The organism is Streptomyces sp. RG80 (assembly GCF_040446465.1).
Classification (GTDB): Bacteria; Actinomycetota; Actinomycetes; order Streptomycetales; family Streptomycetaceae; genus Streptomyces.
In genome coordinates this window covers 69764-87019 of record NZ_JBEAAJ010000008.1, presented here as the reverse complement: position 1 = coordinate 87019, position 17256 = coordinate 69764, and the positions used below count along the sequence as shown (strand labels likewise).

Here is a 17256-nt window from a genome sequence, read left to right as displayed (position 1 = left end):
TTCATGGCAGAAACCGATCCCAAAGACGTCCTGCGCTTCTACCTCCGCTCCGCCCGCGAGGCCCTCCTCTGGAAGCTCGAAGGGCTCTCGGAGTACGACGTCCGGCGCCCGCTGACCCCGACCGGCACCAACCTCCTGGGGCTGGTGAAGCACGCGGCCGGCGTGGAGTTGGGCTACCTCGGCGACACCTTCGGGCGCCCCTCCGGGCAGCCGCTCCCCTGGCTGGACGCCGATGCCGAGCCCAACGGCGACATGTGGGCCACCGCCGACGAGTCCCGCGAGGACATCGTGGGCCTGTACCGACGTGCCTGGGCGCACTCGGACGCGACGCTCGACGCGCTGCCCCTGGACACGCTCGGCCACGTGCCGTGGTGGCCGGACGGCAAGGACGAGGTGACGCTGCATCACGCGCTGGTCCGGGTCATCGCCGACACCCACCGGCACGCCGGCCACGCCGACATCCTGCGGGAACTCATGGACGGCGCCGTCGGCATGAACGACGGCAACGACAGCATGGCCTCGCACGACCCCGCCTGGTGGGAGGCCTACCGCGCCCGACTGGAACGCGCGGCACGGGAGGCGGAGGAGAAGTCCTCCTGACACCGAGTACCCGGAGCAGGCCGGTCACTTGGCGCCGCTCCACCTCTACCGCCGCAACCACTCCCCTACGACGTCGAAGTCCGCGTCGGTGAGCCCGTACCGGTGATCGACGCGATGGAGCAGGGCCGGACCGGGGTGATGGGCCGCCACCCACGTCCGGTCGGCGGCACCGATCTCGTCGTCGATCCAGACGAAGGGCCGTCCGGCGGCTCGGTCGACGAGGGGGCGACTCTTCCAGTGCAGGCCACCCGGGCTACCCGGACCGTCCGGGCCGTCCTCCTCGTCGGCCGGGTCCGGCCAGTCCACGGCCGCCAGCGGGGGCAGGCCGAGCCAGGGGGCGAGGAGGTCGTTGGCGTCCTCCGTCGACCAGGTCGTGGCCCAGACGAGTTCACAGGCGAGCGCGGTGAGCCGAGCGCCCAGTCCGGGATCGACCCGGCTCAGCAGGGGATGGCCGGCGGCCACCGGGCCCGCGTACTCCGGATACGGCCGCGAGGATCCGAACGGCAGGATCGTCCCGTCGATGTCGAGAAAGAGAATCATCGGCAGCCAGCATGCACCGGATCGTGCGCGCCGCACGCGTCGATATTCGGTGGCGCCCCCGACGCCACAGGGTTAGCGTCCCTGGCATGACTGCCGGGTTTGCGGACACGCGCCGCGCGACGGTTGGGTGCCCGGCCTCCGAGTGAGGCCTGTGCGGGCCAGGGGTCCGCCGTCTTCTCTTCGCCTTCGCCCTCACCGACGTACGCGACGAAGAGAAAGAAGAGAATGCCCAACGACTTCGACCAACAGGTCATCGACGAGTTCCGTGCCAACAACGGTCGCGTCGGCGGCTGGTTCGAGGGTGCCCGGCTGCTCCTGCTCACCACCACGGGCGCCCGCACCGGCACCCGGCACACCACTCCCCTCGGCTACCTCCCCGACGGCGGCGACCGTGTCCTGGTCATCGCCTCGGCGGGCGGCTCCCCCAGACACCCGGACTGGTACCGCAACGTCCTCGCGAACCCCCAAGTGACGGTGGAGAGCGGCGCGTTCACCTACGAGGCGCGTGCCGTCGTACTGGAGGGCGAGGAGCGCGACCGGTCGTTCGCCCGGGCCGTGGAGGCGGACGGGGGTTGGGCGGAGTACCAGGAGAAGGCCGGGGACAGGACGCTCCCCGTGGTCGCCCTGTACGAGAGCGCGGCACCGGGGCCGCCGAACATCCGGGCCGGTTCCATGGGCGAGGCGATCAGGCTGGTCCACGACAACTTCCGCCACGAACTCGCCCTGCTCCGGGACGAGATGACGAAGAACACCGGCCCGACCCTGGGCGCCCAACTCCGCGTCAACTGCCTCACCTTCTGCCAGGGCCTCCACAACCACCACACCGGCGAGGACACCGGCCTGTTCCCGCTCCTCGCCGACCGGCACCCCGAAGCGGCCCCCGCGCTGGCACGCCTGAGCGAGGAGCACAAGCGGATCGCGGAGCTGGTGGACGAGCTGAAGCAGACGGTGTGGACGGCGGGCGAACCCGGCGAGGCACGGGCGGAGGTGGAGCGGATCGCGGCCGAGCTGGAGGCACATCTGGCGTACGAGGAGGACCAGTTGATGCCTCTGCTGGACAGTTAGAACGGCAACGCGCGCCCGTGCACCACCTCAAGCCCCGACACCGCCCGCGTGAGCACCACGTACAGCCGGTGCAGCCCTCGTTCCTCCGCCTCGGCGATCGCCGCGGGTTCGACGGCGACGACATGGTCGTACTCGAGCCCCTTGACCAGCGTCGCCGGAACGAGGGTCACCCGGGCCGCGAGGTCGTCGGGGCCGGCCGCGTCCAGTCCGGCGGCGCCGAGGGCCGCCCGCACCCGGGGCAGATCAGCGTCGGCGGCGATCACACCGACGGATCCCTCCCGGCCGAGAGCGTCACGCACGGCCGCCACGACAGCGTCAAGCAGATCGCCCCCGACATCCCTGACGTCCCTGATCCGCAACTCCCCGTCCCGGCGCAGGGATCGCGCGGCCGGTACGTCCACGTCCAGCCGCTCCAGCAGCCGGTTGGCGAGTCCTACGACGGCCTCGGGCACCCGGAACCCCGTGGTCAGCGGCACGACGGCGGCGTCGGCCCGGCCGAGGTGCGCCAGCTGGGCGGCCCAGGTCCGCGCGGCCCAGGGTGTGGTGCCCTGCGCCAGGTCGCCCAGCACGGTCAGCGAGCCGAAGGCGGCCCGTCGGGCGATGACCCGGCACTCCATCGGGGAGAGGTCCTGCGCCTCGTCGACGACGACATGGCCGTACCCCTCGGGATGCTCGATCAGCCCGCCGACCTCGTCGAGCAGCACGAGGTCGGCGGCCGACCAGCGCGCCGACTTCCACGACCGCGGCGGCCTCGCCCACAGCAGCGCCTTCCGTTCCCCGGCGTCCAGCAGCCCGTCCGCGGCCCGCTCCAACACCCCGGGTTCCATGAGGAGTTCGGCGACGACCTCCTCGGGCCGCACCCGCGGCCATACGGCATCGACGTACGCGCTGATCGCCCGCGCCCGCTCGATCCTGCGCACCCAGGAGTTCGGCACCGGCCCCTCCCGCCGCTCGGCCTGCGCGCGGATGTACGCCACGACCCGCGCCCGGACCCGTTCCCGCCCGACGCCGTAGGGCGGCTCCTCGGCCCGCACCCCCGCCACGATCCGCTCCAGCTCACCGGCCGGCGCCCGCCACCGGTACGACCCGTCCGGAACCGCGAGCGCCTCGACCCCGTCGCCGGACACCCGCGCGTACAGCGCCCGCCGCAGCACCTCGGCCATCCGCGGATCGTGCTTGACGGCGGCGGTGACCTCGTCATCGACCCCGGTGACCGGATACCGGGCGATCTCGTCCTGAAGGGTGGACTGCCGCACGCCGGTCTCACCCAGCGCGGGCAGCACCTGGGAGATGTACGTCAGGAAGGTGCGGTTGGGACCGAGGATCAGCATGCCGCCGCGGCGGATGCGCTGCGGATGGGTGTAGAGCAGATAGGCGGCCCGGTGCAGCCCGACGGCGGTCTTGCCGGTGCCCGGGGCGCCCTGCACACACAGGGAGACGCGCAGGTCACCTCGTACGAGATCGTCCTGCTCGGGCTGGATGGTCGCGGCGATGTCCCGCATGGGCCCGACGCGGGGCCGTTCGATCTCCCGCAGCACGATGTCGCCGACCCGGTCCTCGCCCTCCGTGAGGCGCTCGTCCTCCAGCCCGGTGAGATCGGCGGAGTCCCCCTTGCTCCCCGGCGCCCACCCGAACCGCCGCCGCACGGCGACGCCCTGCGGGTCGCGGGCGCTCGCCTGGTAGAAGGCGCGGGAGACGGGGGCACGCCAGTCCACGACGAGCGGCGGCACTGCGGGGTGCTCACTGATCCGCAACCGCCCGATGTGCAGCGTCTGACCGTCCACGGCCGAGTCCAACCGCCCGAAGAACAACGGCCCTTCGGGCAACTCCCGCATCTCCTTGGCCCGACTCCGCAACCGGTACCCGAGAACTTCGGCATCGGCCCCGGACGCGGAGACGTCCTCACCGACGACGACCTGCTCCTGGGCCCCGTCGACCATGGCGGCGAGGGCTGCGCGGCAGGTGTCGTGGTGGGCGCGTTCGAGGCGGAGGGTGTGGTGGAGGGCAGGGTCGGGTGACGTCATGTGGTCGAGGGTACCGAAATAACGTAACCGAGTTAAATTTTTTACCCAGACTCGGCCACGTGGGCCAGCCTCGGCAGCCCGGCCTCCAGCAGATCGAAGGCCCGCCCGGCGGCGGCCACCGCATCCACCCGTACGACGTCCATGTCCTCCCCACCGGTCACCCGCCGCCAGTTCTCCTGAGCGAGCACCCGCCGCACCGCGATGATCTGCCCGGCAGCGAGCCGCGCGTCCAGATCACCCCCGAGCACCTCGGCGAGCGCCTGCTCGGAACGCTCGAGATGGGCGTACATCCGGGCTACCAGGGCGGGGGTGCCGTAGAGCAGGTCGTAGAAGGCGAGCACGGCGGGGTGATCACTGAGCCCGGTGATGGGGTCCCCCCGCTCGATCCCCTCGATGAAGTCCCGCCGCAGGGACACGAGCGGCGCAACGTCCGGAGCTTCCCGTACGACCCGCGCCGCCTCGTCCTCGTGATCGGCGATGCGGTGCAGGACCAGGTCCTCCTTCGCCGGGAAGTACCGGAAGAGCGTCGGCTTGGAGATCTCGGCAGCGGCGGCGATCTCGGCTACCGACACCGCGTCGTAGCCCTTCTCCAGGAAGAGACGGATCGCGATCTCGGAGACGGTCTCGTACATCCGCCGCTTTTTGCGCTCCCGTAGGCCGATCTCGTTCATGGGGTGAGGGTACGGGGGTGGTCATGGCGTGGGCGTCGGTGCGGGTGTCGGTGCGGGTGTTGGCTCGCGTCGCCAGCTCGGTTGCAGTGAGAGGTGCCACAGGTCGTCGAGGTGCTTGCTCCAGGTGGCGACGATGGCCCGGGCTTCGTCGCCGGAACCCCGCGCCCAGACGCTGAGGTCGGTGCGATAGCCCTTGGGGTCATAGAACTCCGGTCCGTTGCTGCGCAGCATGCTGCGGGCCGACACGTTGTAGAGGCCGTGGAGCACCTGTTCCCGGTTAAAGATGCAGACCTTCTCCCTGGGGATGCCGGGATAGACGCGGTACTCGCACTCCGCGCTCACCCTTCCCAGCGCGTTGAGGCGCTCCTCGATGCCCGCGAGGGTCTCGTCGTACTCCTGGCACTTCTCTTCCAAGCGCCTGCGGAAGTCGGGGGAGTCCACCGGCACACCGTCCTCGCCCACACGCGACGGAACGGTCATCTGCTCTCCGAAGTCGGGTATCAGCACCCTGACGGACACATGCCGGGTCGGGCCGGGGTCTTCGAGGAGGCCTTCCAGACGGTGGAAGAGTTCGTTGCAGAGCGTCTCTCCGGTGTAGCCGAGAAAGCTGATCTCCACTTCCCGGGAACGGAACGCCTCGGTGACGAAGGTGCCCAGTTCCCGCGACTCGACCTGGACACGGGGTGGCCGTCGGAGTGTCGTGGCCAGGTCCTTGACCGTGTCGTACAGGACGTACCCGACCAGGCTGAGCAGCGCTCCGCCCAGGAACGCCTTGTCCTCCAGGGCGTCTCCCAACGGTGTCACGAACTGGGCGGTCAGGCCCGTGACGAAAATCGCCATCAGCAGGATGCGTATGAACACCGGTTCATAGCGGGACTGAAGACGCCTGAGATGCTCGCCCACGCCACCGTCAGCCGGCCTGCTCCCCCCAGCGGACATCCATCGCCCCTTCCCCCGTGCGTACCGACGGGCCCGGCGGCAGGTCAGACGTCCGCGGACACCCCAGCTGTCTGTGCCTCTCCATCGTCCCGGCGCATGAACGCGCGGGCAAGATAGGGGTTCGCGGGTCTCCTCGGCCGGTCGGGGAGACCAAGAGCAGCCGTGGCGTCGGCCAGAGTCCTGGAGTACGCGTCCACCGCACGGCGGACGTTGGGGGCATCCAGACTGTCCGCGGTGACCAGGCGGTCCAGGTCGACGTAGGCCGAGCGGACGATCTCCATCCACCGGTACACGCGCCAGTCCTGGTACCAGCCCTTGGTGTACTCATCCGGCAGCGAGATGTACCACCGACTGAACATCCGCTCCCGGATCTCGGGACGCGTGGGGGTGAGATGCATATGGCGGACCAAGTCATACAACGGGTCACCGATCATCGCCATCTCCCAGTCGATGAGCGTGAGCCCACCCTCCTCCCGTCGGACCAGATTCCACGGGTTGAGGTCACCGTGCAGCAGTGCCGGCCGACGTGGGACCACGTTGTGGCGTCCGAGGATCTCCATCAGCCGGTAGGAGCTCGGAAGGCCCAGTTCGCGCGCGACCTCCGACGTCGCCTTGGGGAGTTCGTTGACCATGCGGACCAGCTCGTACTGAAGCTCCCAGTAGAAATCCTGCCCTTCTATTGCGTCGAGTTCCGAGCAGTCGACCTGCGTCAGCGCGTAGAGCTGGTCCACGAGATCGTCGGCCTCCTGCGGCCGCAACCCGTTCTCGGGGTGATCTGGAGACCCGACCCCCGTTCCCACGTAGGAATGAATGGTGAACGGTTCGTCCAGACCGCTGGTGCCCAGGGCCAGCACCCGAGGGGCGTGTACGGCCACCTTCGACCGCTCGATCGCCATCAGGACGGCATGCTCATTGAGAAAGCGCCGCTCCCGCGAGTTCGCCGCCCCCACCTTCCGGCGGACCATCACCTGAAACGGCACTCCAGGGACCTCGACCGCCGTATTGAGATGGGCCGTTCCCTTGAAGACCCGGTCCGCGGAGGCAGCACCCTCCTGGAACAGCGCCTGGCTGACTGCCTCTTCAGGGAAGTCCGGATGCGGCGGGACCCGGCGATCGCGCTTCCATGTGACCGGGACGACCGTCCTCTCCAGGCCCGTCTTCACGCCATGGGACTCGTTCCACCGGAAGAGTGTGCGCTCGATCTCGCTCCTGTCCGGCACCTTCTTCAGCCGCAACGGTTCCTCGGCCACCATCAGGGCCAAATGCACCGCGTGTGTCGCGGCATCCAGGTCCCGCTGCTGGCCGGAGGAGCCGAGAGACGTCGCGGCACGCATCACGTCCGGGTAGACGGACTGGGCACGCTCGAAGGCGAGGTAGTGGTCGAGATCCCGATCGATGCCCTCGACGGCATTACCGTTCCGTCGGCCCATGGCCTGGCTCCACGCGTTGATCACCTCCTGCCACTGATCGGCCGGGTACTGCATCCGGATCAGATGGGTGGCGAGGTCGTGCAACGGATCACCGTAGGAGGCCAGTTCCCAGTCGACACAGATCAGGGGCGGGTCACCGTGATAGGAGACGATGACGTTGTCCCGGTGGAGATCCGTGTGGAGGAGGCTGAACGGCCTTCTGATCAACGTCGGTACCCGCTCGGCGAACTGCGTCATGGCATCCTCCGGGATGCCGAGCATCGCGAACAGCCCGCCGAACTTTCCCCAGTTGCGCCGCCGGATCTGCTCCTCGGCCGCGGCGGCCAGCGTACGCAGATAGGCCTTGCTGTTCTTGCTGGAACGCGGCCAGGACAGCGGCAACGGCGGCAGATACTGCCTGGGCACCTGCGCCATGTCCGCGAACAGCCCCGCGAGGGCGGAGACCAGATCACGATCGACACGCTTGCCGTTCGGGCAGATGCTGGAGAGCGGCACACCCTCCACATAGCTGAGGATGGTCATGCCGTCACGCTTGACCAGGCATTGCGGCACCTGCGGGAGAAAGCGGCGGATGCTGTTGAGAATCGCGGCCTCGTCCTGCCATGTCCTGATGACCACGGGGAGCGCCGCCGGGATCGGAAGCCGCACAGTGACTGGCTGACCAATCTCTACACCGACGAGGTCGGCGTAGCCGGTCAGAGGCCGCACCATGTAGTTCAGGTTGTGGTGGCCGCGCCCGAAGGACCCCAGAGTCCGCGCATAGCGCACGAACTTGGCGTACTCGGTGTCCGCCGCTCCTGGCAGAGCGTGGAGCGGAAATGGCGAAACGCCCAAGGGGCACTCCTGAATGGCTGTGCGTCGCCTGCGATGTTCATGCGCCGCGAGAGAAGTGAGCACACACTAGTGCTCGTCCTCACATACGGATGAGCGGATGCCCGCATTCGATACCGACATGAGAGAGATACCACCCGTCAGCGGCACGCCGTTCGAGGTTCAGTGGAATGCAGGCGGACTTCACAGTCCTTCGGCCAAGAGGTTCCAGTAAGAGTCGAACCAGACCTGCATGCTCGTCATGAACACGGATCCCGGGGCGTCCGGATCGCCCTCGTCGTTGACGTGGCGAGTCAGGGGCGCCCCCCAGCCTAGGACGTCCAGGGCCTCGACCTCGGTCAGGTCGTCCAACAAAATGGTGCGCTCCACCACCGCGTAGGGCCCGAACAGGGCCTCGACACCCGGGCGCAGGTAGAGCTTGAACGTCGGTGTCACCGGCACGTGCTGGATCTCCACGTCGACCTCCGGGACGAGGCCTTCGCTCTTCAGATCGAGCAACGCGATACGCACCGAGGCCGTGTGCCGACGCGTAATGGCATGCAGCCGCTGCTGCAACCGGTCCGGTTGGCCTGGTTCCTGCCGCGGCTCTTCGCCCTGCTTGGCACGGGGGTACGGATGCTCCATGGTCTCCGAGGGCAGCAGCATGCGTAGCTTGACGCTCTCAGGGCGGATCTCGCCGAGCCGGATCCGCTCGACCTGAAGCCGGATGTGCGCATCCAGCGTCTCAGAGGTCAAGGTCGAGACATCCAGTTGCACGACTGGTTGTGCAAACGCTCGCGCGATGAACGTGCCCAGAGCCGCACGCACTCGAGGCGCCGCCTCCTTGGGGGGCGGTTCCGCATGCGCCGGGCTCTTCACGACGCGCGTCCCGCTGCCCTGCCGGGACTTGATCCACCCCTCGCTGTTCATCTCACGTATGACGCGCTGCACGGTGTCGCGCGACACGTTCAGCTCTTCTGCGAGCTCGCGTTGCACAGGCAGTTGGGAACCTACCGCGTACGTGCCGTCGGCGATGCGGGTGCGCAGCTCCTCCAGGACACGCTCGAACTCCGTGCCCCCACCGTCGCCACGCTCTTCGCTCACACCGCGACCGTACCGCGCACCGGACCCGGACAAACCACTTCCAGTCAATTAGCTGCCTGATTGGCTTGTTGACATATCCGGGAAGGGCCAGACAGTTAAGGGATCTAGCAGGACGGGCACACCCCACTCAAGACAAGCAGTCCAATTGGATTGGTAGTTGATCGATTCACTGAAGTGGACGGGGTGGGGCTCATGATCTTCTTCCAACTGGTGGGGGTGGCCGTTCAATTCGTGATCGGCCAGCTGGTGCAGACGCGAGTCGGTCTGATCGGCCTGCTCCTGCTGTCACTGGCTCCGATAGTCATACGCATCCTGCTGAAGCACATCCGGCACACCATGCAGACCAGCCCGGGTTGGTGGGCGGCCTTCCTGTTGGTCACCCTGCTTGCCCTGTGCCTTCAGGCCTGACCCCGCAGCACCCGCAGCACCGGCTCCAGCGACCCCACCACCACATCCCTGGCCCCCGCCTCCCTGAGCCACTTCTCCTTGGCCGCATTACGCGCGTAGCCCAGGAACGGCACTCCGGCCCGTTGGGCCGCGAAGAGGTCGGAGGGGGCGTCGCCGATCATGAGGGCGGCGGAGGGGGCGGCGCCCATGGCGTTGAGGGCGCGGTTGAGGCAGTGCGGGTCCGGCTTGAGGTGTTCCAGCACCTCCGTACGACCGTAGACGTTCGGCGTGAAGCACTCGGTGAGGCCACGCTGCTCCAGGTAACCGAGCGCCGTACGCGCCGAGTTGTTGGTGGCGATGGCCAGTCGGGCACCGACCGCGCTCCAGGTGCGGATGACCGGGTCCGCGAACGCGGTGGGCATGGCGGAGTCCACCGCCTTGAGTTCCTGCTGGGTGAGCCGTTCCTCCAGCTCGGTCACCAGATCGCTGCGCGGATGCCGTCGGTGAACCGCGTACAGGACGGCCATCGGGTCGGGGTGTTCGCGCTCCTCCTCGGTCAGCAGCCCTCTCAGGCCCTGCCGTGCGAGCCACTCCACCAGGTCCTTCGCCACGCCCTCCGCCGAATGCCCCGCGAACAGCCGGCAGATCGGGCCGTCGAAGTCGAAGAGCACGAAGCGGGCCCGCGTGATCACTTCCCGTATGTTCTCTGTCTCAGCTGTCACCGGTTCAGTCTGCGTCGTATCAGTCACTAGGAGAGTGTCAGGTCCGTGGTGATTGTTTCCCAGAGGGCGTCGAACCACTTCTGGGATTCCTCCACGAACGCCGCGTCCCGCTGGCCCGCCGCCTTCACGAAGGAGAAGAGCAGGGACTGGGAGCCGAGCGCGTCGTACATCTCCAGTGTCTGGCTCTCGTACTCCTCGGCCCGCTCGGTCAGGACGTAGTAGCCGATGAGGGCTTCCTCGCCGTTGAGGAGGTACAGCTTCACCGGCGGGGTGAAGGGCAGCGCGCGGAAGGTGACCTGGACGTCGATGCCGTGGGTGGAGCGGATCGCCTGGAGGTTGTGGCGGAGCACCTGCGCCTGCGCGTTGCGCATCTGGAGCCAGCGCTGGTGGACCGAGTCGTCGTCGCCGCGGCCCTCGACGGGGACCGGGAAGGCGAGGTTGATGTCGCGGGAGGGCAGCAGGACGCGTACGTCGATCTTCTCGGGGCGTATCCGGCCCTCGTGGATCAGGCGGACGGACTCGCCCACCGCCAGCATGAGGCTCTCGGCGGTCAGACAGGCCGCGTCGAGCTGGACGTGGGGGGCCGCGAAGGCGTCCGAGAGGCGGGGGGCCAGGCCGACCATCGTGGGCTGCGGCTCCCCCCGCGAGGGCGCCGGCTCAGCAATCCGCGGCGGGCTCCCCTTGCTCACATTGCTGAGCAGCCCGTCCTCCTGGAGGGCGCGCAGGGCCTGGCGGACGGCGCCGCGTTCGACGCCGAACTCCTCTGCCAACTCGGCCTGGGTGGGCAGGCGGTCGCCCGCCTTGAGGTCACCGACGCGGATGCGTTCCCGCAGGATGTCGGCGATCTCCTGGGGCGAGAGCCTTCTGCTGCCGTTCACTGCCACGTTCTCCTGGGTCACGACCAAACGCTACAACTCCTCTCCATCTTTGGGGAGTTGCTTGAGAGTTGTTTCGGACTAGGTACCAAGTGGGGACATCTAATACTGAGATGGTTGCCAACTTCGCCAAGTTGGCGGAAGTTTTGCCTCCTTGTCGCCCAACGTCCGAAGGGGGAACCACCATGCCTGCTCTCTACCTCCTCTCCGCGATCTTCGTCGTCGGCCTGGAGCAGACCGTCCAGTGGAAGTACGGCGCCGCCGGCATCATCGGAATGCTGCTGCTCACCATCGGTGTCAAGGCCAAGAGCCCGGCCTTCAGCTCGGTCGGGGCCGTGGTGCTCGCCCTGCTGGTGGCGCGCCCGGCACTGTGACGACCAGCACGTCCCTCGCTACGTCGAGAACGTCATCCGTGAACTGATCGTCTCCCACAGGGCGTTGAACCAGAGATGGGACTGCTCCACGAACGTGGTGTCCCGCAGGCCGGCGCCCTGCTCGAAGGCGAACAGCATCGACTGGGTGCCCTCGGCGTCGTACGTCTGAAGGAACTCGTGGTCGATCTGCTGCTCACGCTGCGACAGGGTGTAGTACGCGAAGAGCGCCTCTGTGTTGTTGAGCAGGTACAGCTTGACCGGCGGAGTGAAGGGCAGCGCCCGGAAGGTGACCTGGACGTCGATGCCGTGCGTGGCGCGCAGCGCCAGCAGGTTGTGCTTCAGCACCTGTCCCTGGGCGTTGCGATGGGCCAGCCAGCGGCGCTGGAGCCGGCCGTCCGCCGAGGGGTCCACGGGGGTCGGGAAGGCCAGGTCGATCTCGCGACTGGGCATCAGGACCCGGACGTCGACCTTGGCCGGTTTCAGTCGTCCGGCGTGAATCTGGCGCAGCGGCTCGCCCAGGGCGAGGTTGAAGGAGACCGAGGTCAGACAGAGCGCGTCGATCTCGACGTGCGGGGCCGCGAAGGCTTCGGCGATCCGTGGGGCCAGGGCCACCATCGTGGGCAGCGGCGGGGCTCCGGGGCCGGTCAGCGCCTTGCCGAGGTCGGGGGCGACGGTCGCGGGGCTCCCCTTGGACACGTTGGTGAGCAGGTGCTCGGACTGAAGGATGCGCAGGGCCTGCCGTACGGCACCACGCTCCACTCCGAACTCGTCGGCCAGCCTGGCCTGGGTGGGCATGCGCTGACCCGGCCGCAGCTCACCGGACCGGATCCGGGAGCGCAGCTCGTCGGCCACCTCGCGATGCGACGTGTGTGGCCGCGGTGACCTCTCCCGTCCATTGACGGAGGCGTGTTTCGGGTCCACGACCAAACACTACAACTTCCCGCCATCTTTGGGCAGTTCGAGGGAAGGTGGTTATGAGACGCATCCAAGCGGAGATAAGTACAGTGAAGTTGGTCGCCAACTTGAACAACATGGTCAAACTTCCAGGGGGTTGGCGCCACCAAGCCGAACGACTCGACTTGCTTCGTCCAGGGGGGATCGTCATGCCGCTCGCCATCGTCATCGCCGCCCTTGCCATTGGATTCGAGCAGCTCATCCAGTGGAAGTGGGGACCGATGGGCATCATCGCCTTCGTCCTGCTCACCGTCGGCATCAAGGCAAAGAACACCATGGTCGGCGGCATCGGAGCGGCGATCCTCGTGATGCTGCTCGCCCAGTCCGGCTGACGGACCGCCCAAGTCCGCTCAGCCGGCCGATCGGGCTCTCTTCCGGAGGGGAGCCGAGAGCCCGGTCGGTCAGCACAGCCACAACTGAACACCGACAACCGAACACCGCTGCGCACAGCCACAACTCAAGAGCAACAGCTACGGATCAGAACCAAGATCGCGGCCGAGGCCGAGGGCGAAGCCGCGATCGGCACTCTGTCGCCTGCCGGAAGGAGTTCAGAACATGTCCGGGCACCAAGGCCGCCCGGGCGTACGCAGCAGGGCGTCGGCCATACGGGCGGCGCCCGCTCGTTCTTCCCAGACCCGGCCGAGCGCGACGAGCCGCAGGACGGACTCGTCGCCGAGCCAGAGGGTCGCCAAGTCGGCGACGTCGAGGGTGAGTTCGGCGGCCCGGTCGGTGGCCGTACAGGACGCCTCTGCGCCCGCCACCTCCAGCCGGTAGCGCCCGCCGCTCAACCCCGCCCGGTCGACGACCTCCAGGACCAGCGAGCCCTCCCCGTCGTACGTACGCGCCTCCAGAGCCCGTACGACATCCAGGATCCGCACCCACAGCCAGTCCGCGTGCGTGGTGATCCGGGCGGCGCGCGGGTCGGGCAGGAGGAACGGGAGCAGGTCGTCGGGGCCGCGCCAGCCGCTGCGCACCTTCGTGACCCAGTCGATCGAGCACAGGTGGAGCCACAGGGCGCGCTCGGCGGCGGGGGTCGTGGCGATCAGCCACCGCACCTTGGCCGTCTCGGCGGGCTGCTTGTCGTCCCACCTGTCGTCGCACTTGTACGCCGCCATTCCCTCGACCTCGCCCGTCGCCGAGCGGTACACGGCGAAGAAGGGCTCGACCCAGGGCGCGCGGTCCAGATGCACGGCACCCGTCTCGACCTGCCACCACCGCTCGGTACGGCTGACCGCGCCGGGCCGGGCGCGCCGTACCCGCTCGTGCAGCTCGGGTCCGAGCTTGCGTACGTCCTCGCGGTCCACGAGATCGATCCGGCCGCCGTCCGCCGGCCCCGCCCAACGGGGATCGAGCCCGGCGCGCGGCACGTCCACCGTCCACTCGGTCATCCAGGTGGCCGGGCCGAAGCCGTACCGGCCGTAGATCGGGTACTCGGCGGCGATGAGCGTGGCGACGACGTCCCCGCGCTCCTTGGCCGCGCCGAGGTCCTCGGCCATCATGCGGGTCAGGATCCCGCGCCGCCGGTGCGTCGCCGTGACGCTGACGTTGGTGATGGCATCGGCGGGCACCTCCGCGCCCCCGACCGCCGTGAGCCGCTGCTCGAACGACCGGAACGTCCCCACGCACCGCCCGCCGTCGAAGGCGCCGAGCGTACGGGCCGGTTCGATATAACTGCTCCGGTCGGCGACCTCGTCCTCGCTCACGCCGGGACTGCGCAGGAAACCGGTGTTCAGGGCGCGGATCCAGTCGGGGATCTCGGCCTCGCCGATCGGACGGACGTCGATGTCTGAGCGGGGGCGGGTCATGGGGTCACGTTAGGTCTACGACGATGAGCTGTCGCGGCGATTTCCACCGTCCCGCGCCTCGCCGCGAACGGGCCCTCACGCCCCACCCCTCACATCAGCAGGTCGTCCACCTGCGCCTCGCCCTCCCGGTACCGCCGGGCGATCTCCGCGCTGCAATCATCGGCGGTGCGCTGCAACCGCTGGCGGCGCCGGGAGACCTGCTGTTCGTACCGGACGAGGCGGCCCATCGCGGTGTGCAGTTCCAGGTCGGTGCGGGCCTGGAGGTCGGAGAGCTCGACCTCGGCGAGCATCTCGGCGGCCAGCTTGCCGTACTCCTCGCTGTGGGGTGTGCCCAGCGTGACGTGGCGGGCGGAGGAGCGCTGGCGGGCGGGGGCGTCCGTGAGGATCTCCGAAAGGCGCTCGACCACCGAGCCCTCCCCCGCCGGAGAGCGGCGTGCCAGCTCCGCCCGCAGGATGTCGATACGGCCCTGGAGCAGCCGTCGTACGTAACTGAGGTCCGCCTCGTCTCGCTGGGCGTCCCGGCGCAGGGTGCGCAGCTCGGGCAGGCTCGGCAGGGTCAGGTCACGCTCGGGCGGGTCCGCGGGCAGCCGCGGCTCCTCCGTGCGCTGCACGGGCGGCCGGACGGCAGCCCCGGGCTGCTGTCCGGTACTCGGTGTGCTCATGTGCCTCTACCGTCCCCTCGACCGGCGCGTGTGAGCATCGTGCCACCCCAAGGGCCCGCTATGTGACCGAGTGCCCCCGAACGGCCCCAGATGGGGGGTTAAGGATCAAAAACAATCCCGAGGAAAGGTCACTCCACGCGGCCCGGCATGATGGGTCCATGCGTGCAGTGGTGCAGAGAGTGGACGGCGCGAGCGTTGTCGTCGACGGTGAGACGGTCGGGGAGATCACCGGCGAGGGGCTGTGCGTCCTGGTCGGGGTCACCCACGAGGACACCAAGGAGAAGGCGGCCCAACTCGCCCGCAAACTCTGGTCGATCCGCATGCTCCACGACGAGAAGTCGTGCAGCGACATCGACGCCCCGCTCCTCGTCATCAGCCAGTTCACCCTCTACGGCGACGCCCGCAAGGGCCGCCGCCCCACCTGGAACGCCGCCGCCCCCGGCGACATCGCCGAACCCCTGGTCGACGAGGTGGTCGCCCAGCTCCGCGCACTCGGCGCCACGGTTGCGACGGGCCGCTTCGGCGCCGCGATGCGGGTGTCCCTGACCAACGACGGCCCGTTCACGGTCCAGCTGGAGATGTGAGCCACCGGCGCGGACAACTCCCCAACGCTGTCGGGTTGAGGGGAAGTGCTGGTTCGTTGTTTACGAGCAGGGACCAAGTGGGGACAACTGAGTAGAGTTGGCAGTCCAATTGGTCGACATGACCGCCCAGCCATCCGAACGCCCTTCTCCCTGTCAGCCCAGGTGAGCCAGGTTCTCGGGTCAGCGGACACCGACTCGCGGGGCTCGTGACAGCGGGCCCCCTCGACAGCGGCGGACCCCGCCGGAGTGGTCACTCCGGCGGGGTTTCCGTCGTACGTTCGCTACCGCAGACGGCGGAGCGTCTCCCCCTGCGTTCCACGGCCCCAAATCCCGTACATCTGCGGTGTGTTGGCCCTCCGGGCCGCGGGGCATCTCTCGGAGCACGGAACATCACGGAATATGCGGCTGTCACCGCGACGTCCGTGGTTCGCCACTCACCTGGGCTGACGTGATCGACGAAGGGAGAAGCGGCATGGCACACCAACCGCCCACAGGACAGGACCCCGGCAGGCCACCCGAGCCCCAACCACAGGTCGGGGGATCGGGCATCACCCGGATCCCGCTGCCGAACGCCGTCGCCGCGGTGATCATCGTGGTCGCGGCGCTGGCCGCCGGCATCACCGTGCTGCTCGTGATGCCGGGGGCGCTGGAGGCGCTCGGCAGCGCCGTGACGATCGCCGGCGGGGGCTTCACCCTGGCCGCGAAGATCGCGGTGCCACGCTGACGCCCGCCCCGCCTACGGCTCGACCACGATCTCCTGCGCCGCCGCCGTGGTGTCCGCCATCAGGCGGGCGTCGGTCGGGATGTTTCGCTTGATCAGGGCGAGGGCGACCGGGCCGAGTTCGTGGTGGCGGGCGGAGGTGGTGATGAAGCCGATCTTGCGGCCGTCGGGGCCGTCGTCGGCGAGGCGGATCTGGGCGCCGGCCGGGGGCAGGTGGACCTCGCTGCCGTCGAGGTGCAGGAAGACCAGGCGGCGCGGGGGCTTGCCCAGGTTCTGGACGCGGGCGACCGTCTCCTGGCCGCGGTAGCAGCCCTTCTGGAGGTGGACCGCGGTGCCGATCCAGCCCAGCTCGTGCGGGATGGTGCGGTGGTCGGTCTCGAAGCCGAGGCGGGGGCGGTGGTGCTCGACCCGCAGGGCCTCGTAGGCCAGCAGACCGGCCGCCGGGCCCGCCTGCTCGGCGTAGGACTCCAGGTCCGCGCGCGGGAGGAAGAGATCACGGCCGTACGCCGTCTCGCGGACGACGACGCCCTCCGGTACCGGGGCGATCGAACCGGCCGGCAGGTGGACGACCGCGATGTCGTCGGTGCGGTCGGCGGTCTCGACCCGGTAGAAGAACTTCATCGACTCCAGGTACGCGAGCAGCGCCTCCTGGGTGCCGGGCTCGACGTGGGCCCAGACCGTCGTACCGTCGTCCACCAGGTACAGCGCGTGCTCGATGTGGCCGTTGGCGGACAGGATCAACGCCTCGGTGGCCTCGCCGGTGGGCAGCTCGGCGACATGCTGGGTGAGCAGCAGATGCAGCCAGCTCAGCCGGTCCGCACCGGTGACGGCGATGACGCCGCGGTGCGAGAGGTCGACGAATCCGGTGCCGTCGGCGAGGGCGCGCTGTTCGCGGAACAGGTCGCCGTAGTGGGCCGCGACGCCTTCGTCCACACCCTCGGCGGGGACGGCGCCGGGCAGGGACAGCAGGGGGCTCTTCATATGCCTAA

Annotated in this window: 19 protein-coding genes; 7 read left to right on the top strand and 12 right to left on the bottom strand. The window is 68.9% G+C overall.

The features are described from left to right. The first annotated feature begins 3 nt into the window (after window positions 1–3). Window positions 4–600: a DinB family protein gene (locus tag ABKA17_RS27235; protein ID WP_353694889.1), complete on the top strand. Its 597-nt coding sequence runs from the start codon at window positions 4–6 to the stop codon at window positions 598–600. A gap of 45 nt (window positions 601–645) precedes the next feature. Here ABKA17_RS27235 and ABKA17_RS27230 read toward each other — a convergent pair whose 3' ends face one another. Then, complete coding sequence (locus ABKA17_RS27230; protein WP_353694888.1) at window positions 646–1140, bottom strand: HAD domain-containing protein; 495 nt, start codon at window positions 1138–1140, stop codon at window positions 646–648. 225 nt (window positions 1141–1365) lie between these two features. On the opposite strand from ABKA17_RS27230, the gene ABKA17_RS27225 reads away from it, so the two are divergent. Further along, complete coding sequence (locus ABKA17_RS27225; protein WP_353694887.1) at window positions 1366–2205, top strand: nitroreductase/quinone reductase family protein; 840 nt, start codon at window positions 1366–1368, stop codon at window positions 2203–2205. Here the strand turns inward: ABKA17_RS27225 and ABKA17_RS27220 are convergent. From ABKA17_RS27220 to ABKA17_RS27200, 5 genes are all read right to left on the bottom strand, one after another. Further along, window positions 2202–4229: a HelD family protein gene (locus ABKA17_RS27220; RefSeq protein WP_353694886.1), complete on the bottom strand. Its 2028-nt coding sequence runs from the start codon at window positions 4227–4229 to the stop codon at window positions 2202–2204. The genes ABKA17_RS27225 and ABKA17_RS27220 overlap by 4 nt on opposite strands. 41 nt (window positions 4230–4270) lie before the next feature. Beyond that, window positions 4271–4900, bottom strand: a complete 630-nt coding sequence (locus ABKA17_RS27215) for a TetR/AcrR family transcriptional regulator (RefSeq protein ID WP_353694885.1) — start codon at window positions 4898–4900, stop codon at window positions 4271–4273. Window positions 4901–4921: 21 nt separating this feature from the next. Then, the gene (locus ABKA17_RS27210) at window positions 4922–5740 is read right to left on the bottom strand and encodes a hypothetical protein (protein ID WP_353694884.1); all 819 of its coding nucleotides are present in this window, start codon (window positions 5738–5740) and stop codon (window positions 4922–4924) included. 143 nt (window positions 5741–5883) lie between these two features. Next, window positions 5884–8037 (bottom strand): phosphotransferase family protein, encoded by a 2154-nt coding sequence (locus ABKA17_RS27205; RefSeq protein ID WP_502994396.1) that lies wholly within the window; start codon window positions 8035–8037, stop codon window positions 5884–5886. 246 nt (window positions 8038–8283) lie between these two features. Then, complete coding sequence (locus tag ABKA17_RS27200) at window positions 8284–9183, bottom strand: GntR family transcriptional regulator (RefSeq protein WP_353694883.1); 900 nt, start codon at window positions 9181–9183, stop codon at window positions 8284–8286. Window positions 9184–9375: 192 nt separating this feature from the next. On the opposite strand from ABKA17_RS27200, the gene ABKA17_RS27195 reads away from it, so the two are divergent. After that, on the top strand, window positions 9376–9591 hold the full coding sequence (locus ABKA17_RS27195; RefSeq protein ID WP_353694882.1) for a hypothetical protein: 216 nt from the start codon (window positions 9376–9378) through the stop codon (window positions 9589–9591). Here ABKA17_RS27195 and ABKA17_RS27190 read toward each other — a convergent pair. Next, entirely contained in the window at window positions 9582–10370 is a 789-nt protein-coding gene (locus tag ABKA17_RS27190; RefSeq protein WP_502994395.1) for an HAD family hydrolase, read from the bottom strand. The two genes, ABKA17_RS27195 and ABKA17_RS27190, sit on opposite strands and share 10 nt — an antisense overlap. Next, window positions 10319–11197 carry a GntR family transcriptional regulator gene (locus ABKA17_RS27185; RefSeq protein ID WP_353694880.1) on the bottom strand — a complete coding sequence of 293 codons (879 nt, stop codon included), beginning with the start codon at window positions 11195–11197 and terminating at the stop codon, window positions 10319–10321. Before ABKA17_RS27185 ends, ABKA17_RS27190 begins: the two co-directional genes overlap by 52 nt. A gap of 155 nt (window positions 11198–11352) precedes the next feature. Between ABKA17_RS27185 and ABKA17_RS27180 the strand changes: the two genes are divergently transcribed. Then, window positions 11353–11541 (top strand): hypothetical protein, encoded by a 189-nt coding sequence (locus ABKA17_RS27180; protein WP_353694879.1) that lies wholly within the window; start codon window positions 11353–11355, stop codon window positions 11539–11541. Between the two features lie 18 nt (window positions 11542–11559). On the opposite strand, the gene ABKA17_RS27175 is transcribed toward ABKA17_RS27180, so the two are convergent. Further along, window positions 11560–12468 (bottom strand): winged helix-turn-helix domain-containing protein, encoded by a 909-nt coding sequence (locus ABKA17_RS27175; RefSeq protein WP_353694878.1) that lies wholly within the window; start codon window positions 12466–12468, stop codon window positions 11560–11562. A gap of 176 nt (window positions 12469–12644) precedes the next feature. Here ABKA17_RS27175 and ABKA17_RS27170 point away from each other — a divergent pair, with 176 nt between their 5' ends. Further along, on the top strand, window positions 12645–12827 hold the full coding sequence (locus ABKA17_RS27170) for a hypothetical protein (protein WP_353694877.1): 183 nt from the start codon (window positions 12645–12647) through the stop codon (window positions 12825–12827). A gap of 216 nt (window positions 12828–13043) precedes the next feature. On the opposite strand, the gene ABKA17_RS27165 is transcribed toward ABKA17_RS27170, so the two are convergent. Both ABKA17_RS27165 and ABKA17_RS27160 read right to left on the bottom strand, forming a co-directional pair. Continuing rightward, window positions 13044–14300: a GNAT family N-acetyltransferase gene (locus tag ABKA17_RS27165; protein ID WP_353694876.1), complete on the bottom strand. Its 1257-nt coding sequence runs from the start codon at window positions 14298–14300 to the stop codon at window positions 13044–13046. An 89-nt stretch (window positions 14301–14389) separates the two neighbouring features. After that, window positions 14390–14962, bottom strand: coding sequence for an RsiG family protein (locus tag ABKA17_RS27160; protein WP_353694875.1), 573 nt, complete (start codon window positions 14960–14962; stop codon window positions 14390–14392). A 158-nt stretch (window positions 14963–15120) separates the two neighbouring features. Here ABKA17_RS27160 and dtd point away from each other — a divergent pair, with 158 nt between their 5' ends. Further along, entirely contained in the window at window positions 15121–15546 is a 426-nt protein-coding gene (dtd, locus tag ABKA17_RS27155; protein ID WP_353694874.1) for a D-aminoacyl-tRNA deacylase, read from the top strand. A 472-nt stretch (window positions 15547–16018) separates the two neighbouring features. Then, on the top strand, window positions 16019–16270 hold the full coding sequence (locus tag ABKA17_RS27150; RefSeq protein ID WP_353694873.1) for a hypothetical protein: 252 nt from the start codon (window positions 16019–16021) through the stop codon (window positions 16268–16270). Window positions 16271–16282: 12 nt separating this feature from the next. Here the strand turns inward: ABKA17_RS27150 and ygfZ are convergent, their stop codons facing one another. Then, window positions 16283–17248 (bottom strand): CAF17-like 4Fe-4S cluster assembly/insertion protein YgfZ, encoded by a 966-nt coding sequence (ygfZ, locus tag ABKA17_RS27145; protein WP_353694872.1) that lies wholly within the window; start codon window positions 17246–17248, stop codon window positions 16283–16285. Window positions 17249–17256: the final 8 nt, after the last annotated feature.

Excerpts from the sequence above, each read along its gene's own strand:
- ABKA17_RS27235 (WP_353694889.1), top strand. The coding sequence starts at position 4 with ATGGCAGAAACCGATCCCAAAGACGTCCTGCGCTTCTACCTCCGCTCC.
- ABKA17_RS27150 (WP_353694873.1), top strand. The coding sequence starts at position 16,019 with ATGGCACACCAACCGCCCACAGGACAGGACCCCGGCAGGCCACCCGAG.
- ABKA17_RS27195 (WP_353694882.1), top strand. The coding sequence starts at position 9,376 with ATGATCTTCTTCCAACTGGTGGGGGTGGCCGTTCAATTCGTGATCGGC.
- ABKA17_RS27165 (WP_353694876.1), bottom strand. The coding sequence starts at position 14,300 with ATGACCCGCCCCCGCTCAGACATCGACGTCCGTCCGATCGGCGAGGCC.
- ABKA17_RS27160 (WP_353694875.1), bottom strand. The coding sequence starts at position 14,962 with ATGAGCACACCGAGTACCGGACAGCAGCCCGGGGCTGCCGTCCGGCCG.
- dtd (WP_353694874.1), top strand. The coding sequence starts at position 15,121 with ATGCGTGCAGTGGTGCAGAGAGTGGACGGCGCGAGCGTTGTCGTCGAC.
- ABKA17_RS27225 (WP_353694887.1), top strand. The coding sequence starts at position 1,366 with ATGCCCAACGACTTCGACCAACAGGTCATCGACGAGTTCCGTGCCAAC.
- ABKA17_RS27230 (WP_353694888.1), bottom strand. The coding sequence starts at position 1,140 with ATGATTCTCTTTCTCGACATCGACGGGACGATCCTGCCGTTCGGATCC.
- ABKA17_RS27215 (WP_353694885.1), bottom strand. The coding sequence starts at position 4,900 with ATGAACGAGATCGGCCTACGGGAGCGCAAAAAGCGGCGGATGTACGAG.
- ygfZ (WP_353694872.1), bottom strand. The coding sequence starts at position 17,248 with ATGAAGAGCCCCCTGCTGTCCCTGCCCGGCGCCGTCCCCGCCGAGGGT.
- ABKA17_RS27210 (WP_353694884.1), bottom strand. The coding sequence starts at position 5,740 with ATGGCGATTTTCGTCACGGGCCTGACCGCCCAGTTCGTGACACCGTTG.
- ABKA17_RS27180 (WP_353694879.1), top strand. The coding sequence starts at position 11,353 with ATGCCTGCTCTCTACCTCCTCTCCGCGATCTTCGTCGTCGGCCTGGAG.
- ABKA17_RS27220 (WP_353694886.1), bottom strand. The coding sequence starts at position 4,229 with ATGACGTCACCCGACCCTGCCCTCCACCACACCCTCCGCCTCGAACGC.
- ABKA17_RS27170 (WP_353694877.1), top strand. The coding sequence starts at position 12,645 with ATGCCGCTCGCCATCGTCATCGCCGCCCTTGCCATTGGATTCGAGCAG.